Raw genomic sequence first — 23,380 nt, forward strand, 5'->3', positions numbered from 1 at the left:
CTGGTCGCGCAGTTCCCCGCGCCCCTGAAGGGGCGCGTTCAGCTGGGCCTGCGTTCGATGGGACCGATCAGATCGGCAGCCTTCGGAATGCCTCCCGCGGTACATGCCGCAGCGCCGACATCACCCACCGCAGCACCCCTGGCACCCACACCGTCTCCGACCTCCGCCGCAGCCCCAGTTCGATCGCCGTCGCCACCGCCTCCGGTGTCGTCGCCAGGGGCGCCTCCGGGAGGCCCGCCGTCATCTTCGACCGTACGAAGCCGGGGCGTACGACCATGACGTGTACGCCGGTGCCGTGGAGGGCGTCGGCCAGGCCCTGGGCGAAGGTGTCGAGGCCGGCCTTGCTGGAGCCGTAGATGAAGTTGGCGCGGCGGGCGCGTTCGGCGGCGACCGAGGAGAGGACCACCAGGGAGCCGTGGCCCTGGACCTGCAACGCGCGCGCGGAGACGAGGCTCGCCGACATCGCGCCCGTGTAGTTGGTCTGCGCGACACGTACCGCGGAGACCGGCTCGCGCTCGTCGTGGGCCTGGTTGCCGAGGATGCCGAAGGCGAGCAGCACCATGTCGATGTCGCCCTCCGCGAAGACCTTGCCGAGGACCGTCTCGTGGGACTCGGGGTCGAGGGCGTCGAAGGCGACGGTGTGGACGTCGGCGCCCAGGGCGCGGAAGTCGGCCGCGGAGCGTTCCAGCGCCTCGGAGGGGCGGCCCGCCAGCCATACCGTGCGGCAGCGGCGGGCGATCAGGCGGCGGGCGGTGGCCAGCGCGATCTCGGACGTGCCGCCGAGGACGAGCAGGGACTGGGGGATGCCGAAGGCGTCCTTCACGACAGCAGCTCCTAGAGGTTGCCTGGAATGCCCAGAGCTAGAGGGAGAGACGGCGGGACAAGTCCGAGACGAACACCCCGCGCGGGTCGGACTCCGCGCGCAGCGCCCGGAAGTCGTCGAGGCGCGGGTACATGGCCGCGAGCAGTTCGGGGCGTAGGCGGGAGTCCTTGGCGAGGTAGACGCGCCCTCCGGCGGCGGCCACCTCCTCGTCCAGTTCGTCGAGGAGGGCGCCGAGGCCGGGCAGGCCCGCCGGGAGGTCCAGGGCGAGGGTCCAGCCGGGCAGCGGGAAGGAGAGCCAGCCCGGGTCGGCGTCGCCGAAGCGCTTGAGGACGGCCAGGAAGGACGGGCAGCGGCGCTCCGAGACGCGCCGCACGATCCGGCGCAGGGTGTCCTCCTGGCCGTATGCGACGACGAACTGGTACTGCACGAAGCCGCCGCGGCCGTAGACGCGGTTCCAGTGCGGGACGCCGTCCAGGGGGTGGAAGAAGGCGGAGATGCTCTGCAGTTGGCCGGTACGCGCGCGTGGGGCCTTGCGGTACCAGAGCTCGTTGAACAGGCCCACGGTCGTCCTGGTGAGCAGGCCCTCCGGGAGGAAGGCGGGGGCGGCCGGGAGCCGGGGGGTGCGGAAGGCCAGCGGCTCTCTACGCGCGCGTGGGCCCAGTGCGTCCAGGGGCGCGTGATCGCCGCGGGTCAGTACCGCGCGCCCCATGGACGCGCCGCGCGCCAGCAGGTCGATCCAGGCGACGGAGTAGCGGTAGTCGTGGTCGGTGGCCGACAGCCGGGCCATCAGGTCGTCCAAGTCCCGGGCGCGTTCGGTGTCGACGGACATCAGGGACGTCTCGACCGGTTGCAGCTGGACCGTCGCGGTCAGGATCACCCCCGTCAGCCCCATGCCGCCCGTGGTCGCGTCGAACAGGGGCGTACCCCGGCTCACGGTGCGGATCTCGCCGTCGGCGGTGAGGAGTTCGAAGGACAGCACGTGGCGGGAGAAGGAGCCGGAGACGTGGTGGTTCTTGCCGTGGATGTCGGCGCCGATCGCCCCGCCGACCGTCACCTGGCGGGTGCCGGGCGTCACCGGCACGAACCAGCCGAGCGGCAGCAGCACCCGCGTCAGCCGGTGCAGGGAGACGCCCGCGTCGCACAGCACGATGCCGTTGGCGGCGTCGATCACATGGACGCGGTCCAGCCCCGTCATGTCGAGCACCGCACCGCCGGCGTTCTGCGCGGCGTCCCCGTACGCCCGTCCCAGGCCCCTCGCGATGCCGCCGCGGGCCCCGCAGCCCCGGACGGCGGCCGCGGCCTCCTCGTAGGTCCGGGGGCGGATCAGACGGGCCGCGGTGGGCGCCGTGCGGCCCCATCCCGTGACGGAAACGGTCTCGGCAGACATGCCGGTGACCGTATCGCCCTTAAGCGGGCGATTGGTTTTCAAACATCCCGGGACATTCATCCTCTCCCCGAAATGGGTGATTAATGGGATGTCGCTCAATATTGCCGGAGTTATCGCGGTGTTGACGTGAACAGTGACTCCACATGGACCCACTCGACGACCTCGGCCACCACGGCGCCTCCGGCGACCGCGACGCCCCCGGCCACCTCGGCGACATGGACCACCGCATCCTTTCGGCGCTCCGGGCGTGCGGCGCCGACCCGCGCGTCGGCGGCGCCGCGCGCGCCCTGTCCCTGGCCGGTGAGCACGGGGCGCTGTGGCTCGCGGCGGGCCTCGCGGGGGCCGCCGTGGACGGCGCGCGACGCGGCGCCTGGTTGCGCGGAACGGCGCTCGTCGCGGGCGCGCACGCCGTCAGCATGGGCGTGAAGAGAGTGGTCCGGCGCCCCCGCCCCGCGCACATCGAACCTCTCGCGCACACCGCCGGCCAGCACTCCTTCCCGAGCTCGCACGCGACGTCCGCCGTGGCCGCCGCGGTCGCCTTCGGAGGGCTGGGGGCGCGCGGGGCGCGAGGCGGAACCTCCCGCGCTGCAACCTCCCTCAACGCAAGCCCCCGGCGCGCACCGCTCGCCACGCGCGCCGTCCCCACCTTCGCCACCCGCGCCCTCCCGCCCCTCGCCGCCGCCATGTGCCTCTCGCGCCTCGTCGTAGGCGTCCACTACCCCTCCGACGTGGCGGCGGGCGCGGTCCTGGGGGCGCTCACGGCGCGTGTGGGAGCGCGCTGGATGAGAGGGGGCGCGCGTGACTGAGACCGCGCCGCTCACCGACACCGCGCACACCCCGAACACCGCGCGCACCCCGAACGCGGCGCTTCTTGAGCAGCGCACGCCCCCGTCACGCACCCCACCACCCCACCCCAGCCCCCTCTTCCTCCTCTTCCTCGGGCTCCTCCGCACCGCCCGCCCCAAGCAATGGGTCAAGAACGTCCTCGTCGTCGCCGCCCCCGCAGCCGCCGGGCAGCTCTTCACCCCGCACGCCCTCACCCGACTCGCCCTGGTCTTCGTCCTGTTCGCGGCGTGCGCCGCCGCCGTCTACCTGATCAACGACGCCAGGGACGCCGAGGCCGACCGCGCGCACCCCACCAAGCGGCACCGCCCGGTCGCCTCCGGCCAGGTCCCCGTACCGGTCGCCTATGCCGTCGGAGGCACCCTCGCGGTCCTCGCGCCGACCGTCGCCGTCTGGCTCACCCCGCCCCTCGTCCCGGCCCTGCTGACGGCCTACCTGGGCATGCAACTGGCCTACTGCGTCAGCCTCAAGCACGTCCTCGTGGTCGACCTGGTCGTCGTCACGACGGGGTTCCTGATGCGGGCGATGGCCGGCGGACTCGCCCTCGGGATCCCGTTGTCGCGGTGGTTCCTGATCACGACCGGGTTCGGCGCGCTGTTCATGGTGGCGGCCAAGCGCTACTCGGAAGCCGTGCAGATGGCAGGGAAGGGGAAAGCGGGCGCCACGCGCGCGTTGCTCACCGAGTACACCACCGGATACCTGCGGTTCGTCTGGCAGTTGGCGGCCGGAGTCGCGGTCCTCGGGTACTGCCTGTGGGCGCTGGAGGACGGCGGCACGCACAGCACGACGGACGCCGGTGTCCTGCCCTGGCGGCAGCTCTCCGTGGTGGCCTTCATCCTCGCGGTCCTCAGATACGCCGTCTTCGCCGACCGAGGGACGGCCGGGGAGCCCGAGGAGGTCGTCTTGAGGGACCGCGCCCTCGCCGTCATCGGCCTGGTGTGGCTCGCCATGTACGGGATGGCGGTGGCCCATTGGTGAGCACACGCGCGTCAGCGAGCCCACCCGCGTCGGCGAGCACACGCGCGTGGACCACCCGTCAGGAACTCCTCGGCTTCGCCACCGCCGGCCTCCTCGCCTACGCCACCGACCTGGCCCTCTTCACCTGCCTCCGTGGCCCCGCCGCCCTCGACCCCCTCACCGCCAAGGCCCTCTCCTTCCTCGCCGGCTGCTCGGTGGCGTACGCCGGCAACGCGCTGGGCACGTACCGGCACACCCCTCACCGGGGCGGCCCGAGGACGTACGCCACGTTCCTCGCGGTCAACCTCGCCGGCGCCCTCGTCCAGCTCGCCTGTCTCACCGTCAGTCACTACGGCCTCGGGCTCACCTCGCAGACCGCCGACACGGTCTCCGGCGCGGGAGTCGGCATGGCGCTTGCCACTGTGCTGCGCTTTTGGGGTACCCGCACTTTGGTCTTCCGTACGTTCCGCACCTAGGTCATCGAGGGAAGAGTCAGATCATGGACTGGCTGAAGAAACTCCCCGTAGTCGGGCCGGCCGTCACCCGGCTGATGGCCACGCACGCGTGGCGGTCGTACGAGCGTCTGGACCGGGTGAAGTGGACCCGGCTGGCCGCCGCGATGACGTTCATCAGCTTCATCGCGCTGTTCCCGCTGCTCACGGTCGCCGCCGCGGTCGCCGCCGCGACGCTCAGCGAGTCGCAGCAGGACGAGCTTCAGAACAAGATCGCCGACCAGGTGCCCGGCATCTCCGACCAGCTCGACATCGACAGTCTGGTCGCCAACGCGGGCACCATCGGTCTGATCGCCGGCGCGATCCTGCTGTTCACCGGCATCGGCTGGGTCGGCAACATGCGCGAGTGCCTGCGCGCGGTGTGGGAGCTGCCCGACGAGGAGGAGAACCCGCTCCTGAGCAAGGCCAAGGACGCGGGCGTGCTGTTCGGTCTCGGCGGCGCGCTCCTGATCACGATCGCCGCGTCGACCGTCGGCTCCGCCATGGTCGGCTGGATCAGCGACGAGATCGGCATCGACAGGGAGGGCTGGGGCGCCGTACTGCTGCGCACCGCCGCGCTCCTCATCGCCGTACTCGCCGACTTCCTGCTGCTGCTCTACGCCCTCACCCTGCTGCCCGGCGTCCAGCCGGGGCGCCGCCGGCTGCTGGTGGCGGCGCTGATCGGGGCGGTCGGGTTCGAGCTGCTGAAGCTGCTGCTGAGCGGCTATATGCAGGGCGTGGCGTCGAAGAGCATGTACGGCGCGTTCGGCGTGCCCATCGCCCTGCTGCTGTGGATCAACTTCACGTCGAAACTGGTGCTGTTCTGCGCCGCGTGGACGGCGACGCAGAGCAAGGAGGACGAACTGCCGGACGTCAGCGCCGACGACGTACCAGATCCGGCAGCGGCCACCGGCGGTTGACCAGGAACACGCCGCCCGCCAGCAGCACGAGCACCCCGCCGGTGATCGCCAGCGCGATGCCGATGCCGCCGGAGCCGCCGTCGACCTGGGCGGCCACCGGCTTGCCGGAGACGGACGGAGAGGCCGACGCGCCGCCCGCCTGGCCGTTGTCGTTGGCGCCGGGCTGGGCGCTGGGCTGCGTGCCCTTGGGGGCCACCAGCTCGCCCACCGGCTCGACCTTGCCCGCGGCCTTGAAGCCCCAGTCGAAGAGCTTGGCGGTCTCCTTGTAGACCTCGTTGTGCTCGTCCTTCTCCGGCTTCATGACGGTGACGAGCAGCACCTTGCCGTTGCGCTCGGCGACGCCCGTGAAGGTGGCGCCGGCGTTGGTGGTGTTGCCGTTCTTGACGCCCGCGATGCCCTGGTAGACGTCGATGTCGGAGTCGCCGGACAGCAGCCGGTTGGTGTTCTGGATCTCGAAGGACCCGCGGACCTTCTTGCCCTTCTTGTTCTTCTTCGTCTCGCCCGGGAACTTCGCGGTGACCGTCGAGCAGTACTCGCGGAAGTCCTTCTTCTGGAGCCCGGAGCGGGCGAACAGCGTCAGGTCGTACGCGCTGGAGACCTGTCCCTCGGCGTCGTAGCCGTCCGGGCTGACCACGTGGGTGTCGAGGGCCTGGAGCTCCTCGGCGTGCTCGTTCATCTGGGCGACGGTGTTCTTCACGCCGCCGTTCATCGCGGACAGCACATGCACCGCGTCGTTGCCCGAGCGCAGGAAGACACCGAGCCACAGGTCGTGGACGGTGTACGTCTCGTCCTCCTTTATCCCGACCATGCTGGAGCCGGCGCCGACGCCCGCCAGGTCGGAGGGGACCACCTTGTGCTCGGTGGTGCTGGGGAACTTCGGCAGGACGGTGTCGGCGAACAGCATCTTCAGGGTGCTCGCCGGGGCCAGCCGCCAGTGCGCGTTGTGCGCGGCGAGCACGTCACCGGTCTCGGCGTCCGCCACGATCCACGACCGCGCGGAGATGTCCTTGGGCAGCACCGGCACCCCGGTCGCGAGATTGGCCTGTGTCCCGGCCTGCCCGAGCCGGGCACCGCCCACGGTCGACATGTTCGCCGGGGGAGTGGCCGAGGGCGAGGCCGACGGCGACGGACTCGGCGCCGCGAACGCGGGCGCGGCGGACACGGCGGACACGGCGGTCAGTGCGAGGGACGACACGACGGCGGAGGTGACCAGCAGGGATCGCCTGGCGGTCTTCTTGGGTGCGGGCACGGAGGGAAACGTACCTGCCCCGGGCCGGTAAGTCCCGCCGCCCTCCCCACCCCGGCGACGGAACCGGACACCCGGCGGAGATACTGGACGTATGCCGTGCTCACCCGGGGGACAACCCCCGGACCCCCGGCCGATTGGGTTGGTGGCGGATGCCCGGAATTGTTTTGAAAGGTCCTTTCTTGTGAAGCTCAGCCGCCCCGTCTCCTGGTTCCTGCTCGCCTTCGGGGTGTGGAGCTGGTTCATCTGGATCACTTTCGTCAAGAACCTCGTCAAGGACGCCAGCGGGCTCGCGTTCGACGACGCGGGCGACCCGACGGGGTACTTCTGGGTGCACCTGACGCTGGCCGTCGTCTCCTTCGTATTGGGGACGGTCGTCGGGTCCATCGGGTTGCGCGGGGTGCGCGCACTGCGCCGCACGTCATAACCGGCGACCGGCGCCACCACCGACAACAAGGGGATACGACTCCGTGATCATCGTCTTCGCGCTGCTCGCCCTCGCCGTCCTGGTGACCGGCAACTGGTACCTGTGGCGCCGGTTGTTCCGGGACACCACCGAGCGGCCGGGGTGGGTCCGCCGCGCGGGTGCCGCGCTGATCGCCGGCGGCTGGCTGATGGCGATCGGCGCCCTCGTGGGCGAGCGCACCGGGGCGCCCTTCTGGCTTCAGCAGGTGCTGGCGTGGCCGGGTTTCCTGTGGCTGGCGCTGTCGATCTATCTGCTGCTGGGCGTGGTGGCGGGTGAGGTCGTACGACCCCTGCTGCGACGTTTCCTCGAACGCCGGGACCGGCGACGGGCGCCCGCCGAGGCGGACGTACGGCGGCCGGCGACCGTACCGGCCGGAGCCGCACCCGAGGAACCGCGGGAAGTCGACCCCGGGCCCGACGAGTTGCCGCGCCTTGTGGCGGCCCCCTCCCGCCGTCTCTTCGTCTCCCGCGTCGTCGGCGGCACCGTCGCCGCCGCCGCGCTCGGGACGGTCGGCTACGGCACGTACGGCGTGCTGCGCGGGCCGGGCGTCAAGCGGGTCACCGTCCCCCTGGCCAAGCTGCCGCGCGCGGCGCACGGTTACCGGATCGCCGTGGTGAGCGACATCCATCTCGGGCCGGTCCTGGGCCGGGGCTTCGCGCAGACGGTCGTCGACACGATCAACTCCACCCAGCCCGACCTGATCGCGGTCGTCGGCGACCTGGTCGACGGCAGCGTGAAGGACCTCGGTCCGGCGGCGGCGCCCCTGGCGCAACTCCGCGCCAGGCACGGCTCGTTCTTCGTCACCGGCAACCACGAGTACTTCTCCGGCGCTGAGCAGTGGGTCGAGGAGGTACGGCGGCTCGGCATCCGCCCGCTGGAGAACGACCGTACGGAACTGCCGTACTTCGACCTTGCCGGCGTCAATGACATCGCGGGCGAGAGCGAGGGCCAGGGGCCCGACTTCGCCAAGGCGCTCGGCGACCGGGACACGGCACGCGCGTGCGTGCTCCTCGCTCACCAGCCGGTCCAGATCGACGACGCCGTCGAGCACGGCGTGGACCTCCAGCTCTCCGGCCACACCCACGGCGGCCAGCTCTGGCCCGGCAATCTCCTCGCCGAGGCCGCGAATCCGACCGTGGCGGGGCTGGAACGGTACGGCGACACCCAGCTCTACGTCAGCCGCGGCGCCGGCGCCTGGGGGCCGCCGACCCGGGTGGGCGCCCCCTCCGACATCACGGTGATCGAACTGGCGTCGAAGCAGGCCTGAGGAGCAGCTCCGCGACCTTTCCGCGAGAACCCTGTGTGGGCCCTGTGAAACGAGGTGGTAACACCTTGCGGCAATGAGTTTCTCAACTCTCAAGATCCCTCTTCCCCCGGCTGAAACGCTTGTGGTTAGGTGAGCCGCGCCACTAGGGGAGTGGCATATGCGCTGGGGCCACAGGGGCCCGGGGAGGGCACCGATGCGATCGGTTCGCATACGGATTCTCGCGACGCTGCTGGTACTGGCGGCCGTCGGAGTGGGCGGCTGGCAGCTGATGCCGTCGCAGGAGGATCCGAGCAAGACCATCAAGGTGGGCACGTCGGACGTCGTGACGTCCCTCGACCCGGCCGGCGCCTACGACGCCGGATCCTGGGCCTTGTTCAGCAACGTCTTCCAGTCGTTGCTGACCTTCGACGCGGGCGGCGCCAAGCCGGTGCCCGACGCGGCGGAGAGCTGCGCGTTCGTCAAGGGCAGCGATCTGAAGACGTACGAGTGCGAGCTGCGGGAGGGGATCACCTTCCCGAGCGGGCGCGAGATGACCGGCGAGGACGTCAAGTACTCCTTCGACCGCGTCAAGAAGATCAAGTCGGACGTCGGTCCGTCCTCCCTCCTGGACACCCTCAAGTCGGTGACCGCGAAGGGTCTGACCGTCACCTTCCATCTCTCCTCGCCGGACGCCACCTTCCCGTTCAAGGTCGCCACCGGAGCGGGCTCGATCGTCGACCGCGAGAAGTACCCGGCGGACGGCCTGCGCACCGACAGCGGCGTCGACGGCACCGGCCCGTACGAGCTGACGGCGTATACGAAGGAGACCAAGGCGGTCCTCGCGCCCAACGGGCACTACAAGGGCGCCGTCAAGGATGCGGGGCGGCCCGTCGAGCTCCTCTACTACAAGGACGCCGAAGCCCTCAACAGCGCCTGGGACAAGAAGCAGATCGACACGGCGGCCCGCCAGCTGCCGCCGAAGACCCTCGCCGAGCTGAACCCGAGCGACCCGACCATGCGCGTCTCCGAGGCCGACAGCTCCGAGATCCGCAACCTCTACCTCAACACCCGCTCCTCCTCGCCGCTGCACGAGGAGAAGGTCCGCCAGGCGATGGCCTGGCTGATCGACCGCGAGCGGCTGGCGGCCACGGTGTACGAGGGGACCGTCGACCCGCTCTACTCGCTGATCCCGGCGGGCATCACCGGGCACACCACGTCGTTCTTCGACGCCTATCCGCAGCGCAGCGCCAAGAAGGCCAAGGACCTCCTCGAAGAGGCCGGGGTGTCCCTGCCGGTCCGCTTCACCTACGGCTACGGCACCGGCCGCGCCTCCGCCGCCGACGAAGCCGCCGAGCTCAAGCGGCAACTGGAGGCGAGCGGCCTGTTCAAGGTCACCGTCAAGGGCTACGAGTGGACCGACTTCCAGAAGCGCTGGGCCACCGGCAAGCTCGACGCGTACGCCGTCGGCTGGGTCGCCGACTATCCCGACCCGGACACCTACGGCGGGCCGCTCGTCGGCAGCGACGGGACCATGAACACCGGGTACAGCAGCAAAGAGGTCGACCGCCTGATTCAGGCCAGTCAGCAGTTCGAGGAGCGAGGTGACGCCACCGAGGACTTCCGCTCGATGCAGGACGCCATTGCCCGAGATGTTCCGGTCATCCCGCTCTGGCAGGCCAAGGAATACGTCGTGACCAGCGAGGACGTCGGCGGTGGCCAGTATCTGTCGGACGGTACCGGCGTCTTCCGCCTCTGGCGGCTCAACTGGATCTGACCCGATCCGGCGGCATCGGCATTCGCCGGAGTGACGCGGGGCAGTAGCCCTACGCAGCACCATGTGACGGAGGTGTGCGCGGGGTGAGGAGCAAACGTGTTGAGACGCAACTCCTTCCGGCTGCCCCGGCACCCGGCTTCCGTCGGCCTGGCCCGGCGCCGGGTCCGGGACCATCTGGCCGACTGGGGGCACGGATCCGACGACCAGGCGCTCGCTGACGCCGTCCTCCTGGTGTCCGAGCTGGCGACCAACGTCGTACGCCACGGGCCGCTCCTCGAGCGCGAGTTCGAGGTAGCGGTGACCGCCCTCGCCGACGGCTCCTGCCTCATCGAGGTCTCCGACGAGGGCCAACTGGAGCCCCGGCTGCGGCTGGTGGGCGAGTGGGAGGAGTCCGGCCGCGGACTGCACCTGGTGGAGAACGTGGCCGCCGCGTGGGGGGTGTGGAGCAGGGGGCGGCACGGCAAGACGGTGTGGGCGCTGGTGCTGGCGAACACCTGACGGTGTGGGCGGTCCTCACCGGGAGCCGGGGCACCCGAGCCCCCCGCCGCGCGATTACGTCCGCGCCGGCAGGATGACCGTCACCGCCACCCCCTCGCCGGGTGCCGTTCGTATCGCCACCCGTCCGCCGTGCGCCTGGACGACCCCCTGCACGATCGCCATCCCGAGCCCGCTGCCCGCGCCGCCGCCGGCTCGGAAGAAGCGGTCGAAGATGCGGGCCGCGTCCTCCTCGCAGAGCCCCGGTCCCTCGTCGGCGACGGACAGCCGTACGACGCCGTCCGCGCGCTCCACACCGAGCCGTACCGGTACGTCGGCGGGGGTGTGGGTGCGTACGTTGCCCACCAGGTTGCCCAGCACCTGCCGGAGCCCCGACTCGTCGGCGTGCACGAGCAGCGCCCCGTCGGCGCCGACGCTGACCGGACGCTCCGGCTGCTGCATCCGCAGATCCTCCGCCGCGTCCCGCACCAGGCGGCTCAGGTCGACGTTGCGGAAGCGGAGTTCGGGCTGCTGGTCGAGGCGGGCGAGGGTGAGCAGTTCGTCCACGAGCCGCCCCATGCGGTCGGTCTCCGCCATCACCCGCGCCCAGGCCCGCTTGCGCTCGGCCTCCTCGCGCAGCATGCCCTTGTCGTACAGCTGGAGATAGCCGCGTATCGCCGACAGCGGGGTGCGCAGCTCGTGCGAGGCGTCGGCGACGAACCGGCGCAGCTGGGACGCGCTGCGCTCGCGCGTGCGGTACGCCGACTCGACTTGCTGAAGCATGGAGTTGAGGGCGCCCCGCAGCTGCTCCACCTCCAGCGTGGCCTCACGGCTGGACGGCACCCGCCGGGTCAGGTCCCCCTCGGCGATCGCCGACGAGGTCTCCACCATGTCCTCCAGCGGCCGCATCCGGCGCCCCACGCTGACCATCGTCAGACAGGCCAGCAGCGCCAGCAGCAGTGTGCCGATGGCGAGATCGAGCCGGATGGCCTTGGCGACGCCTCGGTGGACGGCCTCCGTGGAGGTGGCGAGCAGGATGTACGTGCCGTCGGTGAGGCGTGTCGCGGTCGCCCGGTAGGCGTCCCCGCGCACCCGGATGTCATGCGGTTCGGCGTCGGCGGCCAGCGCGCGCGGGTCGGCCACGGCGGACGCGAAGTCCTTCTGCACGTCGCTCGGGGTGAATCCGGCCAGGGAGACCGTGTCACCCCGTCCGTCGACCACGGCGAGTATCTGGTCCGGCCGCGCCTGCTCGTCGTCCTGCTGGAGAAACCGCTCCCGCACGATCGCCAGCTCGCTCAGTCCGTCGATCATCTCCATCGTGAGCTGTGAACCGCCCAGCGAGTCACGGGTCTTGGCGAGCTCGGAGTCGATCTGGTCGAGCAGGTAGTACCGCATGCCCATCACGCTCACCGCGGTCGCCGCGACGATCCCGAGGAAGAGCAGCACCACATTGGCCAGGGTGAGCTGGACCCGCAACGAGTGGATACCGCGCTTGCAGCCGAACCTCATGCCAGCCCGTATCCCACGCCCCGCCGGGTGGTGATCACCGGCGGCCCCAGCGCGTCGAGTTTGCGCCGCAGATAGCTGATGTAGGTCTCCACGACGGTCGAGTCGGCCGGGCTGTGCTCGTACTGCCAGACATGGCGCAGGAGTTGCTCCTTGGGCACGATCCGCCCGCCGTTGCGCACCAGGAAGCGCAGCAGCGCGTACTCGGTGGGGGTGAGCTCGACGGTCCGTCCCGCGCGGTGGACGCTGTACGTCGTCTCGTCCAGCTCCAGGTCGCCGTACGTCAGCGGCGGCCGCTGCGGCAGCACGTCGGCGCGGCGGGTGCGCCGCAGTACGGCGGTGATCCGGGCGACGACCTCGTCGATGTTGAACGGCTTGGTGATGTAGTCGTCGCCGAAGCCGAGGGCGCCGACGATCTCGGCGGGCGCGTCGCGCGCGGTGAGGAAGACCAGCGCCATCTCCGGCTGCTCGGCGCGCAGTCTGCGCCCCAGGGCCCGGCCGTCGCCGTCGGGCAGCATGACGTCGAGCAGCGCCACGTCCGGCCGGGTGCGCTCGGCCAGCGCCAGGGCCTCGTGGACAGTGCCCGCGATCATCACCTCGAAGCGGTGGTAGCGCAGCGCGATGGCGAGGACGTCCGCGATGCTCTCCTCGTCCTCCACGACCAGCACAGTGCCTGGAACCGTCGTCATGGCCCCAGTATCGGCGGGCCCACTGACAGTCGGGCGGGTTCGGTGCTTTGGAGTTCCTTGAGAGTCGCTCGTATCCGGTGTCCACGCGTGCGTGCCGCCGCCAATGCTGTTGCCCAGGACCTGGGGGACCAACCGACAACCGACTGGGGAGTGTTGAGCGTGGCGGCATTGGCACGGTGGTGCTATCGGCACCGGCTGGTGGTCCTGTTGCTGTGGGTGGGGGCGGTGTTCGGTCTGGGCTACGCGGGTTCGGCCGCGGGCACGGACTACGCGAACGAGTTCTCCCTCCCGGACACGGACTCCAAGCGCGCGTACGACCTGATGGAGAAGGCCTTCCCGCAGAGCGCGGGCGACACCGACACGGTGGTGTGGAAGGTCGACGAGGGTTCGGTACGGGACCAGTCCGTACGGTCCCGGATCGAGCCCGCGCTCAAGGAGATCGCGGCGATGAAGGGGGTCGGCGAGGTCACCAGCCCCTACGCGGGGGCGGGCGGCGCGGCCCAGATCAGTGAGAACGGGCGGATCGCGTACGCCCAGGTCACCTTCGTGGAGCAGGCCAACGCCGTGCCCAAGGAGCTGGTCGAGGACGTCGTCGACACCGCGCAGGCCGCCGAACAGAACGGGCTCCAGGTCGAGTTGGGCGGTCAGGCGATCACCCGCACCCAGGAGCCGCCGACCGGCATCGCCGAGATGGTCGGCATCGTCGCCGCGGCGGTCGTGCTGTTCCTGGCCTTCGGTTCGCTCTTCGCGATGCTGCTGCCCCTCGTGGTCGCCATCGCGGCCCTCGGCACCGGCCTGATGGCGACCTCGCTGCTCAGCCATGTCACCGACGTGCCCGAAGTCGCCCCGCTGCTCGGTTCGCTGATCGGCCTCGGCGTCGGCATCGACTACGCCCTGTTCATCGTGACCCGGCACCGGCGGGGCATCCTGCGCGGCATGAAGCCCGAGGAGTCCGCGGTCACCGCCCTCAACACCTCGGGCCGCGCGGTGCTGTTCGCGGGCGGCACGGTGTGCATCGCGCTCGCCGGCATGCTGGTGATGAACATGAGGTTCCTGGACGGCGTGGTCATCGCGACCTCGCTGACGGTCGTCCTGAGCGTCCTGGCCGCCGTCACCCTGCTGCCGGCGCTCCTCGGCTTCCTCGGCCTGCGCGTCCTCAGCCGCCGCCAGCGGCGCAGGCTCGCCGCGGCCGGCCCCGAGCCGGAGCACGCGAGCGGACTGGCGGCGCGCTGGTCGTCGTACGTCGAGAGGCGGCCGCGCTCGGTCGCCGCACTGGCCCTGCTGGTGATGCTGGTCCTCGCGCTGCCCGTGCTGTCGATCCGGCTGGGCGCCACCGACCAGGGCAACCACCAGGAGTCGACGACCACCCGGCAGGCCTACGACCTGCTCGCCGAGGGCTTCGGACCCGGCTTCAACGGCCCGCTCCAGGTCGTCGTGTCCGACGGCGACGCCCAGGGGCTGGTCTCCCGGATCGAGGCCACCGAGGGCGTCGCACAGGTAGCCGCGGTCCCGCCCGCGAACGGTGTCACGCTCATCCAGGTCGTCCCGACGACCTCACCGCAGTCCGAGAAGACCGACCAGCTGATCGACCGGCTGCGCGACGACGTCATCCCCGCCTCCGGCGCCGAGGCCCATGTCGGCGGCGTGACAGCCGTCTTCAAGGACTTCGCGTCGGTGACCGGCGAGCGGCTGCCGTACTTCATCGCGGCGATCATCTCGCTCGGCTTCCTGCTGCTCCTCATCGCCTTCCGCTCGCTGGTGGTCCCGCTGACCGCCGCCCTGATGAACCTGATCGCGGCGGCCGCGTCCTTCGGCGTACTGGTCGCGATCTTCCAGTGGGGCTGGGGGACGGAGCTCATCGGCATCGGCAAGGAGGGCCCGATCACCGCGTTCCTGCCGGTCATCATGCTCTCCCTGCTCTTCGGCCTCTCCATGGACTACCAGGTGTTCCTGGTGAGCCGGATGCACGAGGAGTGGGTCCACACGAAGGACAACGCGCGCGCGGTGCGCGTCGGCCTCGCGGAGACCAGCCGGGTCATCAACTGCGCGGCCCTGATCATGATCTGCGTGTTCAGCGCGTTCGTGCTGAGCGGCGACATGGAGGGCGCCATGGCGGGCATCGGCCTCGCGGCCGCGGTCGCCCTGGACGCGTTCATCCTGCGTACGGCCCTGGTGCCGGCCGCGATGCATCTCCTCGGCAACTCCAACTGGTGGCTGCCGGAGGGCCTGGAGCGGCGGCTGCCGCATCTGGCGGTGGAGCCGCGGGAGGAGGCCGTCGCCGAGGCGCCCGACGCGACGGACGGGCCCGCCTCCGCCGTGCACGGGTTCGTCCGGGACGCCGACGGCGAGCCGGTCGCGGGTGCGGCGGTGACGCTGCTGACGAAGGGCGGCCGTCAGCTGGACCGGGTGGTGTCCCTGGCGGACGGCTCGTACATCGTCTCGGTACCGACTCCGGGCACGTATCTGCTGGCGGCCTCGGCACCTTCGTACGCCTCGCGCGCGGGGCACGTGGTCGTCGGTGAGGGCCCGCTGGTGTACGACGTGGAGCTGGCGGAGGGCGAGGTCGACGCCGTCAATTGAGGTGACCAGGGCTTGGTGACCAGGGCTTGGTGACTAGGGCTTCTTGCCGGGGTTCGGCATCATCTTCGTCATCCCCGGCAGGAAGTCCGTGAACAGCTCGTGCACCTCGCGTACGAGCGGCCGCAGCACCCGGAACCGGGCGAGCGCGACACCGCGCGCGGTGAGGCGGGCGCCGCGCTCGGCGAGCCGGTAGCTCCGCTCGCGCCCGTCGGTCCGGTCGAAGACCCAATAGAGCACGAGCCCCATCTGCGAGAGCCACATCAGCTCCGGCAGCACGTCCTTGAGCTCCTCCGGCACCTTGGTCTTCGTCCCCGCCAGCACCGCGCGGTGCACGCTGATCGCCTCCACGCGCGCGTGCTCCGACTCGGGGGAGAACGGGCTGAGCGGGCTGTCCGGGTCGGCGGCGTTCTTGAAGAACTGCACCGCGAACTCGTGGTACGGCGTCGCGATGTCCAGCCACACCCGCAGCACACCCGCGAGCCGCGCCTCCAGGTCGGTCTCGCGCTCCAGGATCTCCCGGACCGCCACCTGGTGCTCGGCGGCGATCCGGTCGTAGAACCCCTGGATCAGGTGTTCCTTGCCCTCGAAGTAGTAGTACGCGTTCCCGACGGAGACCCCGGCCTCCTTGGCGATGGCCCGCATCGTCGTCTTGTCGTACCCCCGCTCCTGGAACAGCCGCATGGCGGTCTCCAGGATCAGCGCACGGGTCTGCTCGGACTTGCTGGGTTCGGACTTGCTGGGCGTACCGCCCTCTTCGTTGTTCGCGGGCACGGCGAAGAGCCTAACCAGTGGCGTGGACTCCGCCGTCACCCGTTCCGGCTGAGCGCGCGGGCCAGGCAGACGGCCAGCCCGATGGCGATGGCCACATAGACGATGTAGACGATGGCCAGCGGGTCCATGCGTCTCCCCTTCCCGAACGCGTTCACAGCCGGCAGGAGCCCGGCAGGAGCGACTCTAGACCTGCATTTGAACGCGTTCAACGCGGGCGGGTGATGGGGTGCGTCACGGGCGGCGTCCCAGCTCCGGGCGCTTGGTGTAGTCCGTGAAGCCGATGACGTTGCCCCAGGGGTCGGCGACCTCGACGGTCCAGCCGGTGGCGACCGGGAAGGGCTCGTCGAGGAGGGGGGTGCCTGCCTTGCGCAGCTCGCGGGCCGCCACGCGCGCGTCCGGGACCTCCAGCCAGACCCGGGGGGAGGGCCACGGGGGTGGGCGATGGCCGATCGCCTCCTCCTGCCGGAGCAGGATCCCCGGCGTCTCGCCCCCGACCTTCAGCAGCGCGATCCCGGCCTCGTCGAGCCGGAACGCCACCGCGAACCCGGCGCGCTCGTAGAAGCCGACGGCCTCGCCGAGGTCGCCGACGGGCAGCAGGAGGTTGTCGAATCCGAGCAGCTCGTACGACTGTTCATCTGACATGCCATCAGATTAGGTGCGGGGGCGACGGTTGCGGGACGGCGTTTCCGCGGGGTCACTCATTGAGCCGAGAAGGGACCGCCTCCGTCGGTACGCTGAGCCCTCGTCAGTGCCGCGTCGGCGGAGGGGGCGGGAATGGTTCCGGGGACAGAGGCCTTCCTCGACGAGGTGCGGGCGGCCTTCGCGGAGGTCGCCGAGCGACACGGCCTCGCCGGGCCGGGCGAGGAGGAACGGGACCGCCACCTCGCCGTGGCCACCTACACCGGCGCCGGGGTGCGCTACCGGGTCGTCCTCGGCCTGTGGGACGGCGACGTCGAGATCCACGCGTGCCGCGAGACCGGGCCGACCGAGTGCAAGGTCGGCATCGGGAAGCTGGCGGTGGCCGCGGGGGTGGTGGCCGGGGGCCGGGTGTCGTTCGGCGCCCGCAGCCTGCGGCAGCTGCGGAAGTCCCTGGCCGAGCAGGTCCGTTGCCTGGAGCTGGTGCACCCGCTGGTCTCCGGCGAGTTGGAGCCGGCCGTCGCGCTCATGCGGGCCGCGGGGGCACGGGAGTGGCGCAGGCCGGTGCTGAGCTGAGACCGGGGCCGTTGTCAGTGGTGGGTCGTACTGTCGGCGGCATGGGAATCGTGACGTTCGTCGACGAGACGACAAGCGGCGGCCGGAGCGACGGCTGGGGTCTGGAGATCGCCGAGGAGCGGCTCAGCGTACGGGAGTTGATCCGGCGCCGGGTCTTCCAGGAGGTCGCCGAGTACAACGCCCGCACGCCCGAGGTCTTCCAGGGCCTGGTCCAGCCGGAGAACACCGAGCGCGTCCTGAACGGCTACGCCCTGCGCACACCCCGCCGAATAGACCCCGAGAAGCAGACCGCCCTGGCGCTGAAGGCGTTCACCGGCAACGGCTTCCTCGTCCTCGTCGGCGACCGCCAGGTCACCGACCCCGACGAGGAGCTCGAACTGGCACTCGGCACGGAGGTCACGTTCCTGAAGCTCGTGCCGCTGGTGGGTGGCTGACGACGGGCCATGTCCAGCGGGCCGTCTCACCCGTCGAGGCCGTCCCGTACGAGCTCCAGGGCCACGGCGGCGCGCGGGTCGGTGAGTTCGCCGGCGATGCGGTGGGTGCGGTCGGTGTCGGCCCGTACCGAGGCCTCCTGGGGCGGGAGGTGGAGCAGCAGGGCGCGGCGCAGATGGGTGGGCGGATGGATCGCGTCGACGCTGTGGCCGCGGCGGGCGCTGACCCGGCGGCGGCGCTCGTGCTCGGACGCCGGGACCGAGTCGAGATGCGTGGCGAGCGCCTCCCACAGGCCCTCCGCGTCCTTCGCGCTCACCCGTGCCGAGCCGCGCATCTTCCGGCCGTTGACCTCCCGGTACAGCGTGGTGTCGATCGACTCCACGACCATCAGCCGGTCCATCAGCCCGACCGCGGCCTCGGTGGAGCCGACCCGGGCCGCCGCCGCGTCGGCGAGGTACTCGCTGCGCTGGGAGGCGCGCGTGGTCAGGAGGTCGAGCAGCATGATGACACCGCTGATCAGCCAACGGGGAAGGAGGTAGAACAGGTTGATGACGTACCCGTGGATGTCCGGGTCCTCGATCGGGGACAGGTAGTAGTGCCAGGTGGTCAACGAGCCGTAGGCGGTGCCCACGACCATGCCGTGCCGGGTGTCGCCGTGGGTGAAGTGGCCGAACTCGTGGCCCAGGAGGGCGATCCGTTCCTGCGGGGACAGCACCTCCCACAGCGGCAGCCCCAGGGCGAGAACCCGACGGCGGACACCGAGGTGCGTGACGCTCGCGTTGGCCTCGGCATTCAGCACGATGACGTCCACGCTTCGGGTACCCAGCGCCGCCGCGACCTCGTCGACCAGGGCGTACAGCTCGGGTGCGGTGCTCCTGGACACGGTGTGGGCGCCCGCGCGCAGCCGGTTCGGCCGCGGGCGGAGCGTCACCGCCAGCGCCAGCAGGAACAGCCCGGGCACCATGCCGAAGCCGCCCCAGCCGCCGATCAGGAGCCACAGCCCGCCCGCGAGCAGGACCAGGGTCACGCCATGCACCAGCAGCGCGATGGCGTACGCCGCCACACCCGCCGCCGACCGTCCGGGCCGCTCACGCGCCGGGCGCCGGGCCTCGGCGGCCAGGTCCCCCAGCAGCCGCTCGCCGTACTCCTCGGCCGCTCTGCGCCGCCAACGCTCCAGCCGGCCCTGCTTCTCCTCGCCCGGCCCCTACGGATCCACGTTCCACTCGCACTCCGCGCACCACAGGGTGAACCTGCGGTCCCCACGGATCTCCACCCCGCACTGCGGGCACGGCTGAACGACCTGCTCCTCGACGGCACGCAACGGCGCACCCTCCCCCTCCTCGCAGCCTCTCCCCAGAAGCTGCTGTGTACATGGCGGCACAGTTGATCACAGCCACCGAGGCCCGGCCAAGCCCGGCGGAACACCGAGCCGCCGCGTCAGGCTCCGCAGCCACCCACCCTGCGCGTGCTCACCGCGATGTCGTCGAGAGCCAGGTCGTACGACGACGGGGTCGGGTCGGCCTGGTACAGCTGCCAGCCCAGCTTCAGCTCGTCGAAGGCCGGGAACGTGAAGTCGTCGCCCGTACCGCCGTGTTGCCTAGTGGACACGGTCAGATCGGACTGCTCGACGCCGTCGAAGTACACCGTCACGCGATTGTCGGTGGCGTCCAGATGGAACTCGACGCACTGCCAGGCACCGGCGACGGCCGGGGCGGAGGTCTTCCACGACGTCCAGTCACCCGTGGGACCGAGATCGGAGCCGACGCCCCAGAAGTTGCCGTTGTCGGTGGGGGCGTACTGGCCGCCGAGCGGCCGGACCAGGGTGGGGGCGTCGGACCCGGAGGCCTCGGCGATCGTCCAGTGCGCCCAGTCGGGGGCGGTCGGGAAGGCGTCCACGCGGAGGCGCAGACGGGCCCAGTAGCTGTTGCCGGGGGCGGTCAGGTCCGGGAAGACGAGGAAGGCGCGGCCGTTGCCCTCGGTGTGGAGGCGGAGTTCGCGGCTGTGGCCGGTGGAGCTGGGGGCGACGGTGAGGCTGCCGTTGGCGGTGTCGGCGGTCCATCCGTGGCCGGCGGTCACCGGGCCCAGGGGGAGACGGTCGAAGGTCTCGCGGGCGAGGGTGCCGTGTGGGGCGGGGGTCGCCGAGGAGGGGGTGGGGAGCGCGAGCAGGAGGGCCGCTGTGGCGGAGAGGGTGGCTGCGGCCTTCTTCAGGAGGGGCATGGGGGCATTGTGCAACTGAGGACACACAAGTCTCAGGTGTCACAGGGGAGTTGGCTGGATCTCAGCCGCTCTTCGGCTGGCCTGCCTTGAGGATCTCCGCCACGTCCAGGGTGACCTCGGCGCCGATGGAGTCGGGGAGGGTGACCGTCTCGCCGGGGGAGTGCGGCCGGTGGCTCTCGTAGTCGTCCCCGGTGGGGTTGGTCAGGACATGAAGGCGCTGATGTTTACGGTCGATGATCACGTAGACCGGGATCTTGGCGGCAGCGTACGCCTTCACCTTGTCTCGTAGATCGGTCCGATAGTTGCTGGAAGTGACCTCTAGGACCAAGCGGAAGCAGACGGGGTCGTAGCAGTTGTTCTCGACGTAGTGGTCCCGATAGTCGGCGTCGACCACCGAAAGGTCGGGGATCGCGTAGTCCTCGGTGCCGGTCGGCAGCCAGAGGCCGGTGCCTTGGATCACCTTCGACTCGGTCCCGTGCAGACCGGAAGCCGCGAAAGGCAACACGAGGTCGGTCAACGCTTCGCCGTGTGGGCCGTCCGGTGGCGGGGACACGATGATCTGGCCTCCGATGATCTCGACGCGGTAGCCCGGGAGACGATCCATGATCCGGTTCGCCTCCGCGATCAACGGACGGTCCTCATGCGGCCGCTCGACAGCTGCTGCGGACATCAGGTGCCTCCTGTGGGCTGGTGTCGAGACCATCATCGTAGGCCGCCCCCACCGCCATGTCCTTAACGATCACGTTCACCCATACGGGTGTCCATACGCGAGAAGGCCCCGCTCCCAAAGGAAACGGGGCCCTCACAGCCGTACCGAAAACGACCTCAGAACCGGCGCGTGATCAGCGCCTTCTTCACCTCGGCGATCGCCTTCGTGACCTCGATGCCACGCGGGCAGGCGTCCGTGCAGTTGAAGGTGGTGCGGCAGCGCCAGACACCGTCACGGTCGTTGAGGATCTCCAGGCGCTGCTCCCCGGCCTCGTCGCGCGAGTCGAAGATGAAGCGGTGGGCGTTCACGATCGCGGCAGGACCGAAGTACTGGCCGTCGTTCCAGAAGACCGGGCACGAGGACGTGCACGCCGCGCAGAGGATGCACTTCGTCGTGTCGTCGAAGCGTTCGCGGTCCTCGGCCGTCTGGAGACGCTCGCGCGTCGGCTCGTTCGTGTCCTTCGTGATGAGGAAGGGCATGACGTCGCGGTACGCCTGGAAGAACGGCTCCATGTCGACGACCAGGTCCTTCAGGACCGTCAGGCCCTTGATGGGCTCGACCGTGATCGGCTTCTCGGGGTTGATGTCCTTGATCAGCGTCTTGCAGGCAAGGCGGTTCTTGCCGTTGATCCGCATCGCGTCCGAGCCGCAGATGCCGTGGGCGCAGGAGCGGCGGAAGGTGAGGGTGCCGTCCAGGTCCCACTTGATCTTGTGGAGGCCGTCGAGGACGCGCTCCTTGGGGTCGATCTCCAGCTGGAAGTCTTCCCAGGTCGCCTCGGCCGAGATCTCCGGGTTGAAGCGGCGGACTCGGAACGTGACCGTGATGTAGGGAGAGGCCGCGGACTCCGCCTCGACCTTGTCCAGAACAGGGGTAGCCATCAGTACTTACGCTCCATCGGCTGGTAGCGGGTCTGGACGACCGGCTTGTAGTCGAGACGGATGGACTCGGTGCCGTCGTCGCCGACCTCGCGGTACGCCATGGTGTGGCGCATGAAGTTGACGTCGTCGCGGTTGGGGTAGTCCTCGCGGTAGTGACCGCCGCGGGACTCCTTGCGGGCGAGCGCGGAGACCGCCATGACCTCGGCGAGGTCCAGCAGGTTGCCGAGCTCGATCGCCTCCAGCAGGTCCGTGTTGAAGCGACGGCCCTTGTCCTGGATCCCGACGTTCTTGTAGCGCTCGCGCAGCTCCGCGATCTTCTCGACCGCCGTCTTGATCGTCTGCTCGGTGCGGAACACCATGACGTTGGCGTCCATGGTCTCCTGGAGCTCGCGGCGGAGGACCGACACGCGCTCCGTACCCGTCGAGTTGCGCAGCCGCTCGACCTGCTCGACCACGAACTCCGCCGGGTTCTCCGGCAGTTCGACGTAGTCCGCGGTGTGGCTGTACTCCGCCGCCGCGATGCCCGCCCTGCGGCCGAACACGTTGATGTCGAGCAGCGAGTTCGTGCCCAGACGGTTCGCGCCGTGCACCGACACACACGCGACCTCGCCGGCCGCGTACAGGCCGGGGACGACCGTCGTGTTGTCGCTCAGGACCTCACCCTCGACGTTCGTCGGGATGCCGCCCATCGCGTAGTGCGCGGTGGGCTGGATCGGGATCGGGTCCGTGTACGGCTCGATACCGAGGTAGGTGCGCGCGAACTCCGTGATGTCGGGCAGCTTCGCGTCCAGCTGCTCCGGCGGGAGGTGCGTGAGGTCGAGGTAGACGTGGTCGCCCTCGGGGCCGCAGCCACGACCCTCGCGGATCTCCGTGTAGATGGAGCGCGAGACGACGTCCCGGGACGCCAGGTCCTTCATCACCGGCGCGTACTTCTCCATGAAGCGCTCGCCGTCCTTGTTGCGGAGGATGCCGCCCTCACCACGGGCGCCCTCCGTCAGCAGGATGCCCATGCGCCAGATGCCGGTCGGGTGGAACTGGAAGAACTCCATGTCCTCCAGCGGCAGACCGCGGCGGTAGACGGCGGCCTGGCCGTCACCGGTCAGGGTGTGCGCGTTGGACGTCACCTTGAAGAACTTGCCGGTGCCGCCGGAGGCGTAGATCACGGCCTTCGCCTGGAAGATGTGGATCTCGCCGGTGGCCAGCTCGTACGCCACCACACCGGCCGACTTCTTGACGCCGTCGACCTCGGTGATCAGCTGGTCGAGGACGTAGAACTCGTTGAAGAACTCCACGCCCTCCTTCACGCAGTTCTGGTACAGCGTCTGGAGGATCATGTGGCCGGTGCGGTCGGCCGCGTAGCAGGAGCGGCGGACCGGGGCCTCGCCGTGGTTCCGGCTGTGACCGCCGAAGCGGCGCTGGTCGATCGTCCCGTTGGGCGTCCGGTTGAACGGCAGGCCCATCTTCTCCAGGTCGAGGACGGCGTCGATGGCCTCCTTCGCCAGGATCTCGGCGGCGTCCTGGTCGACCAGGTAGTCACCGCCCTTGACCGTGTCGAAGGTGTGCCACTCCCAGTTGTCCTCCTCCACGTTGGCCAGCGCGGCGGCCATGCCGCCCTGCGCGGCGCCCGTGTGGGAGCGGGTGGGGTACAGCTTCGTCAGCACGGCGGTACGGCTGCGCTTCGTCGACTCGATCGCGGCGCGCATGCCGGCGCCGCCCGCGCCGACGATGACGGTGTCGTACTTGTGGATCTTCATCAGGA

Annotated in this window: 23 protein-coding genes; 11 read left to right on the forward strand and 12 right to left on the reverse strand. The window is 70.4% G+C overall.

Annotated elements, in window-relative coordinates:
- Positions 1–67 precede the first annotated feature (67 nt).
- Both ABZ928_RS31880 and ABZ928_RS31885 read right to left on the reverse strand, forming a co-directional pair.
- Positions 68–823 (reverse strand): decaprenylphospho-beta-D-erythro-pentofuranosid-2-ulose 2-reductase, encoded by a 756-nt coding sequence (locus ABZ928_RS31880; protein ID WP_361526513.1) that lies wholly within the window; start codon positions 821–823, stop codon positions 68–70.
- A gap of 37 nt (positions 824–860) precedes the next feature.
- A complete protein-coding gene (locus tag ABZ928_RS31885; RefSeq protein ID WP_361526516.1) occupies positions 861–2,210 on the reverse strand; it encodes an FAD-binding oxidoreductase in 1,350 nt (449 codons plus the stop codon).
- A gap of 215 nt (positions 2,211–2,425) precedes the next feature.
- Here ABZ928_RS31885 and ABZ928_RS31890 point away from each other — a divergent pair, with 215 nt between their 5' ends.
- From ABZ928_RS31890 to ABZ928_RS31905, 4 genes are read left to right on the forward strand one after another with little or no spacing between them, the layout of a single operon-like run.
- Positions 2,426–3,016 (forward strand): phosphatase PAP2 family protein, encoded by a 591-nt coding sequence (locus ABZ928_RS31890; RefSeq protein ID WP_361526719.1) that lies wholly within the window; start codon positions 2,426–2,428, stop codon positions 3,014–3,016.
- A complete protein-coding gene (locus ABZ928_RS31895) occupies positions 3,009–4,031 on the forward strand; it encodes a decaprenyl-phosphate phosphoribosyltransferase (protein WP_361526519.1) in 1,023 nt (340 codons plus the stop codon). Before ABZ928_RS31890 ends, ABZ928_RS31895 begins: the two co-directional genes overlap by 8 nt.
- The gene (locus ABZ928_RS31900) at positions 4,028–4,486 is read left to right on the forward strand and encodes a GtrA family protein (protein WP_361526522.1); all 459 of its coding nucleotides are present in this window, start codon (positions 4,028–4,030) and stop codon (positions 4,484–4,486) included. Before ABZ928_RS31895 ends, ABZ928_RS31900 begins: the two co-directional genes overlap by 4 nt.
- A 23-nt stretch (positions 4,487–4,509) precedes the next feature.
- On the forward strand, positions 4,510–5,421 hold the full coding sequence (locus ABZ928_RS31905) for a YihY/virulence factor BrkB family protein (protein ID WP_361526525.1): 912 nt from the start codon (positions 4,510–4,512) through the stop codon (positions 5,419–5,421).
- Here the strand turns inward: ABZ928_RS31905 and ABZ928_RS31910 are convergent.
- Positions 5,375–6,670 carry a D-alanyl-D-alanine carboxypeptidase gene (locus tag ABZ928_RS31910; RefSeq protein WP_361526528.1) on the reverse strand — a complete coding sequence of 432 codons (1,296 nt, stop codon included), beginning with the start codon at positions 6,668–6,670 and terminating at the stop codon, positions 5,375–5,377. The two genes, ABZ928_RS31905 and ABZ928_RS31910, sit on opposite strands and share 47 nt — an antisense overlap.
- A gap of 181 nt (positions 6,671–6,851) precedes the next feature.
- Here ABZ928_RS31910 and ABZ928_RS31915 point away from each other — a divergent pair, with 181 nt between their 5' ends.
- From ABZ928_RS31915 to ABZ928_RS31930, 4 genes are all read left to right on the forward strand, one after another.
- Entirely contained in the window at positions 6,852–7,094 is a 243-nt protein-coding gene (locus ABZ928_RS31915) for a hypothetical protein (RefSeq protein WP_361526531.1), read from the forward strand.
- Positions 7,095–7,137: 43 nt separating this feature from the next.
- Positions 7,138–8,400, forward strand: a complete 1,263-nt coding sequence (locus ABZ928_RS31920) for a metallophosphoesterase (RefSeq protein WP_361526534.1) — start codon at positions 7,138–7,140, stop codon at positions 8,398–8,400.
- A gap of 193 nt (positions 8,401–8,593) precedes the next feature.
- A complete protein-coding gene (locus ABZ928_RS31925) occupies positions 8,594–10,153 on the forward strand; it encodes an ABC transporter substrate-binding protein (protein ID WP_361526537.1) in 1,560 nt (519 codons plus the stop codon).
- A 96-nt stretch (positions 10,154–10,249) separates the two neighbouring features.
- Positions 10,250–10,651, forward strand: coding sequence for an ATP-binding protein (locus ABZ928_RS31930; RefSeq protein ID WP_361526540.1), 402 nt, complete (start codon positions 10,250–10,252; stop codon positions 10,649–10,651).
- Positions 10,652–10,705: 54 nt separating this feature from the next.
- On the opposite strand, the gene ABZ928_RS31935 is transcribed toward ABZ928_RS31930, so the two are convergent.
- Positions 10,706–12,136, reverse strand: coding sequence for a HAMP domain-containing sensor histidine kinase (locus ABZ928_RS31935; RefSeq protein ID WP_361526543.1), 1,431 nt, complete (start codon positions 12,134–12,136; stop codon positions 10,706–10,708).
- The gene (locus tag ABZ928_RS31940) at positions 12,133–12,822 is read right to left on the reverse strand and encodes a response regulator transcription factor (RefSeq protein WP_361526545.1); all 690 of its coding nucleotides are present in this window, start codon (positions 12,820–12,822) and stop codon (positions 12,133–12,135) included. The genes ABZ928_RS31935 and ABZ928_RS31940 overlap by 4 nt, the downstream gene beginning before the upstream one ends.
- A 168-nt stretch (positions 12,823–12,990) precedes the next feature.
- Here ABZ928_RS31940 and ABZ928_RS31945 point away from each other — a divergent pair, with 168 nt between their 5' ends.
- Positions 12,991–15,402 carry an MMPL family transporter gene (locus ABZ928_RS31945; protein WP_361526722.1) on the forward strand — a complete coding sequence of 804 codons (2,412 nt, stop codon included), beginning with the start codon at positions 12,991–12,993 and terminating at the stop codon, positions 15,400–15,402.
- 33 nt (positions 15,403–15,435) lie between these two features.
- On the opposite strand, the gene ABZ928_RS31950 is transcribed toward ABZ928_RS31945, so the two are convergent.
- Positions 15,436–16,173: a TetR family transcriptional regulator gene (locus tag ABZ928_RS31950; protein ID WP_361526548.1), complete on the reverse strand. Its 738-nt coding sequence runs from the start codon at positions 16,171–16,173 to the stop codon at positions 15,436–15,438.
- Positions 16,174–16,404: 231 nt separating this feature from the next.
- Positions 16,405–16,815 (reverse strand): VOC family protein, encoded by a 411-nt coding sequence (locus tag ABZ928_RS31955; protein WP_361526550.1) that lies wholly within the window; start codon positions 16,813–16,815, stop codon positions 16,405–16,407.
- A 132-nt stretch (positions 16,816–16,947) separates the two neighbouring features.
- Between ABZ928_RS31955 and ABZ928_RS31960 the strand changes: the two genes are divergently transcribed.
- Positions 16,948–17,385 carry a hypothetical protein gene (locus ABZ928_RS31960; RefSeq protein WP_361526553.1) on the forward strand — a complete coding sequence of 146 codons (438 nt, stop codon included), beginning with the start codon at positions 16,948–16,950 and terminating at the stop codon, positions 17,383–17,385.
- A 41-nt stretch (positions 17,386–17,426) separates the two neighbouring features.
- The gene (locus tag ABZ928_RS31965) at positions 17,427–17,819 is read left to right on the forward strand and encodes a hypothetical protein (RefSeq protein ID WP_361526555.1); all 393 of its coding nucleotides are present in this window, start codon (positions 17,427–17,429) and stop codon (positions 17,817–17,819) included.
- 26 nt (positions 17,820–17,845) lie between these two features.
- On the opposite strand, the gene ABZ928_RS31970 is transcribed toward ABZ928_RS31965, so the two are convergent.
- The 5 genes from ABZ928_RS31970 to sdhA form a co-directional block, all read right to left on the reverse strand.
- Positions 17,846–18,880, reverse strand: a complete 1,035-nt coding sequence (locus tag ABZ928_RS31970) for a M48 family metallopeptidase (protein ID WP_361526557.1) — start codon at positions 18,878–18,880, stop codon at positions 17,846–17,848.
- Between the two features lie 374 nt (positions 18,881–19,254).
- Complete coding sequence (locus ABZ928_RS31975) at positions 19,255–20,034, reverse strand: hypothetical protein (protein WP_361526560.1); 780 nt, start codon at positions 20,032–20,034, stop codon at positions 19,255–19,257.
- A 61-nt stretch (positions 20,035–20,095) separates the two neighbouring features.
- Positions 20,096–20,704, reverse strand: a complete 609-nt coding sequence (locus ABZ928_RS31980; RefSeq protein WP_361526563.1) for a Uma2 family endonuclease — start codon at positions 20,702–20,704, stop codon at positions 20,096–20,098.
- Positions 20,705–20,859: 155 nt separating this feature from the next.
- Positions 20,860–21,621, reverse strand: coding sequence for a succinate dehydrogenase iron-sulfur subunit (locus ABZ928_RS31985; RefSeq protein WP_046261720.1), 762 nt, complete (start codon positions 21,619–21,621; stop codon positions 20,860–20,862).
- Complete coding sequence (gene sdhA, locus ABZ928_RS31990; RefSeq protein ID WP_361526567.1) at positions 21,621–23,375, reverse strand: succinate dehydrogenase flavoprotein subunit; 1,755 nt, start codon at positions 23,373–23,375, stop codon at positions 21,621–21,623. The genes ABZ928_RS31985 and sdhA overlap by 1 nt, the downstream gene beginning before the upstream one ends.
- Between the last annotated feature and the right edge of the window lie 5 nt (positions 23,376–23,380).

The sequence above is a fragment of the Streptomyces sp. NPDC046909 genome, from assembly GCF_040644695.1.
In the GTDB taxonomy this organism is placed as follows: domain Bacteria; phylum Actinomycetota; class Actinomycetes; order Streptomycetales; family Streptomycetaceae; genus Streptomyces.

What these genes read in the sequence shown, in the direction of transcription:
- ABZ928_RS31885 (WP_361526516.1), bottom strand. Translation starts at nt 2,210, where the DNA reads ATGTCTGCCGAGACCGTTTCCGTCACGGGATGGGGCCGCACGGCGCCC.
- ABZ928_RS31890 (WP_361526719.1), top strand. Translation starts at nt 2,426, where the DNA reads ATGGACCACCGCATCCTTTCGGCGCTCCGGGCGTGCGGCGCCGACCCG.
- ABZ928_RS31905 (WP_361526525.1), top strand. Translation starts at nt 4,510, where the DNA reads ATGGACTGGCTGAAGAAACTCCCCGTAGTCGGGCCGGCCGTCACCCGG.
- ABZ928_RS31925 (WP_361526537.1), top strand. Translation starts at nt 8,594, where the DNA reads ATGCGATCGGTTCGCATACGGATTCTCGCGACGCTGCTGGTACTGGCG.
- ABZ928_RS31935 (WP_361526543.1), bottom strand. Translation starts at nt 12,136, where the DNA reads ATGAGGTTCGGCTGCAAGCGCGGTATCCACTCGTTGCGGGTCCAGCTC.
- ABZ928_RS31940 (WP_361526545.1), bottom strand. Translation starts at nt 12,822, where the DNA reads ATGACGACGGTTCCAGGCACTGTGCTGGTCGTGGAGGACGAGGAGAGC.
- ABZ928_RS31955 (WP_361526550.1), bottom strand. Translation starts at nt 16,815, where the DNA reads ATGTCAGATGAACAGTCGTACGAGCTGCTCGGATTCGACAACCTCCTG.
- ABZ928_RS31960 (WP_361526553.1), top strand. Translation starts at nt 16,948, where the DNA reads ATGGTTCCGGGGACAGAGGCCTTCCTCGACGAGGTGCGGGCGGCCTTC.
- ABZ928_RS31965 (WP_361526555.1), top strand. Translation starts at nt 17,427, where the DNA reads ATGGGAATCGTGACGTTCGTCGACGAGACGACAAGCGGCGGCCGGAGC.
- ABZ928_RS31975 (WP_361526560.1), bottom strand. Translation starts at nt 20,034, where the DNA reads ATGCCCCTCCTGAAGAAGGCCGCAGCCACCCTCTCCGCCACAGCGGCC.
- ABZ928_RS31980 (WP_361526563.1), bottom strand. Translation starts at nt 20,704, where the DNA reads ATGTCCGCAGCAGCTGTCGAGCGGCCGCATGAGGACCGTCCGTTGATC.
- ABZ928_RS31985 (WP_046261720.1), bottom strand. Translation starts at nt 21,621, where the DNA reads ATGGCTACCCCTGTTCTGGACAAGGTCGAGGCGGAGTCCGCGGCCTCT.
- sdhA (WP_361526567.1), bottom strand. Translation starts at nt 23,375, where the DNA reads ATGAAGATCCACAAGTACGACACCGTCATCGTCGGCGCGGGCGGCGCC.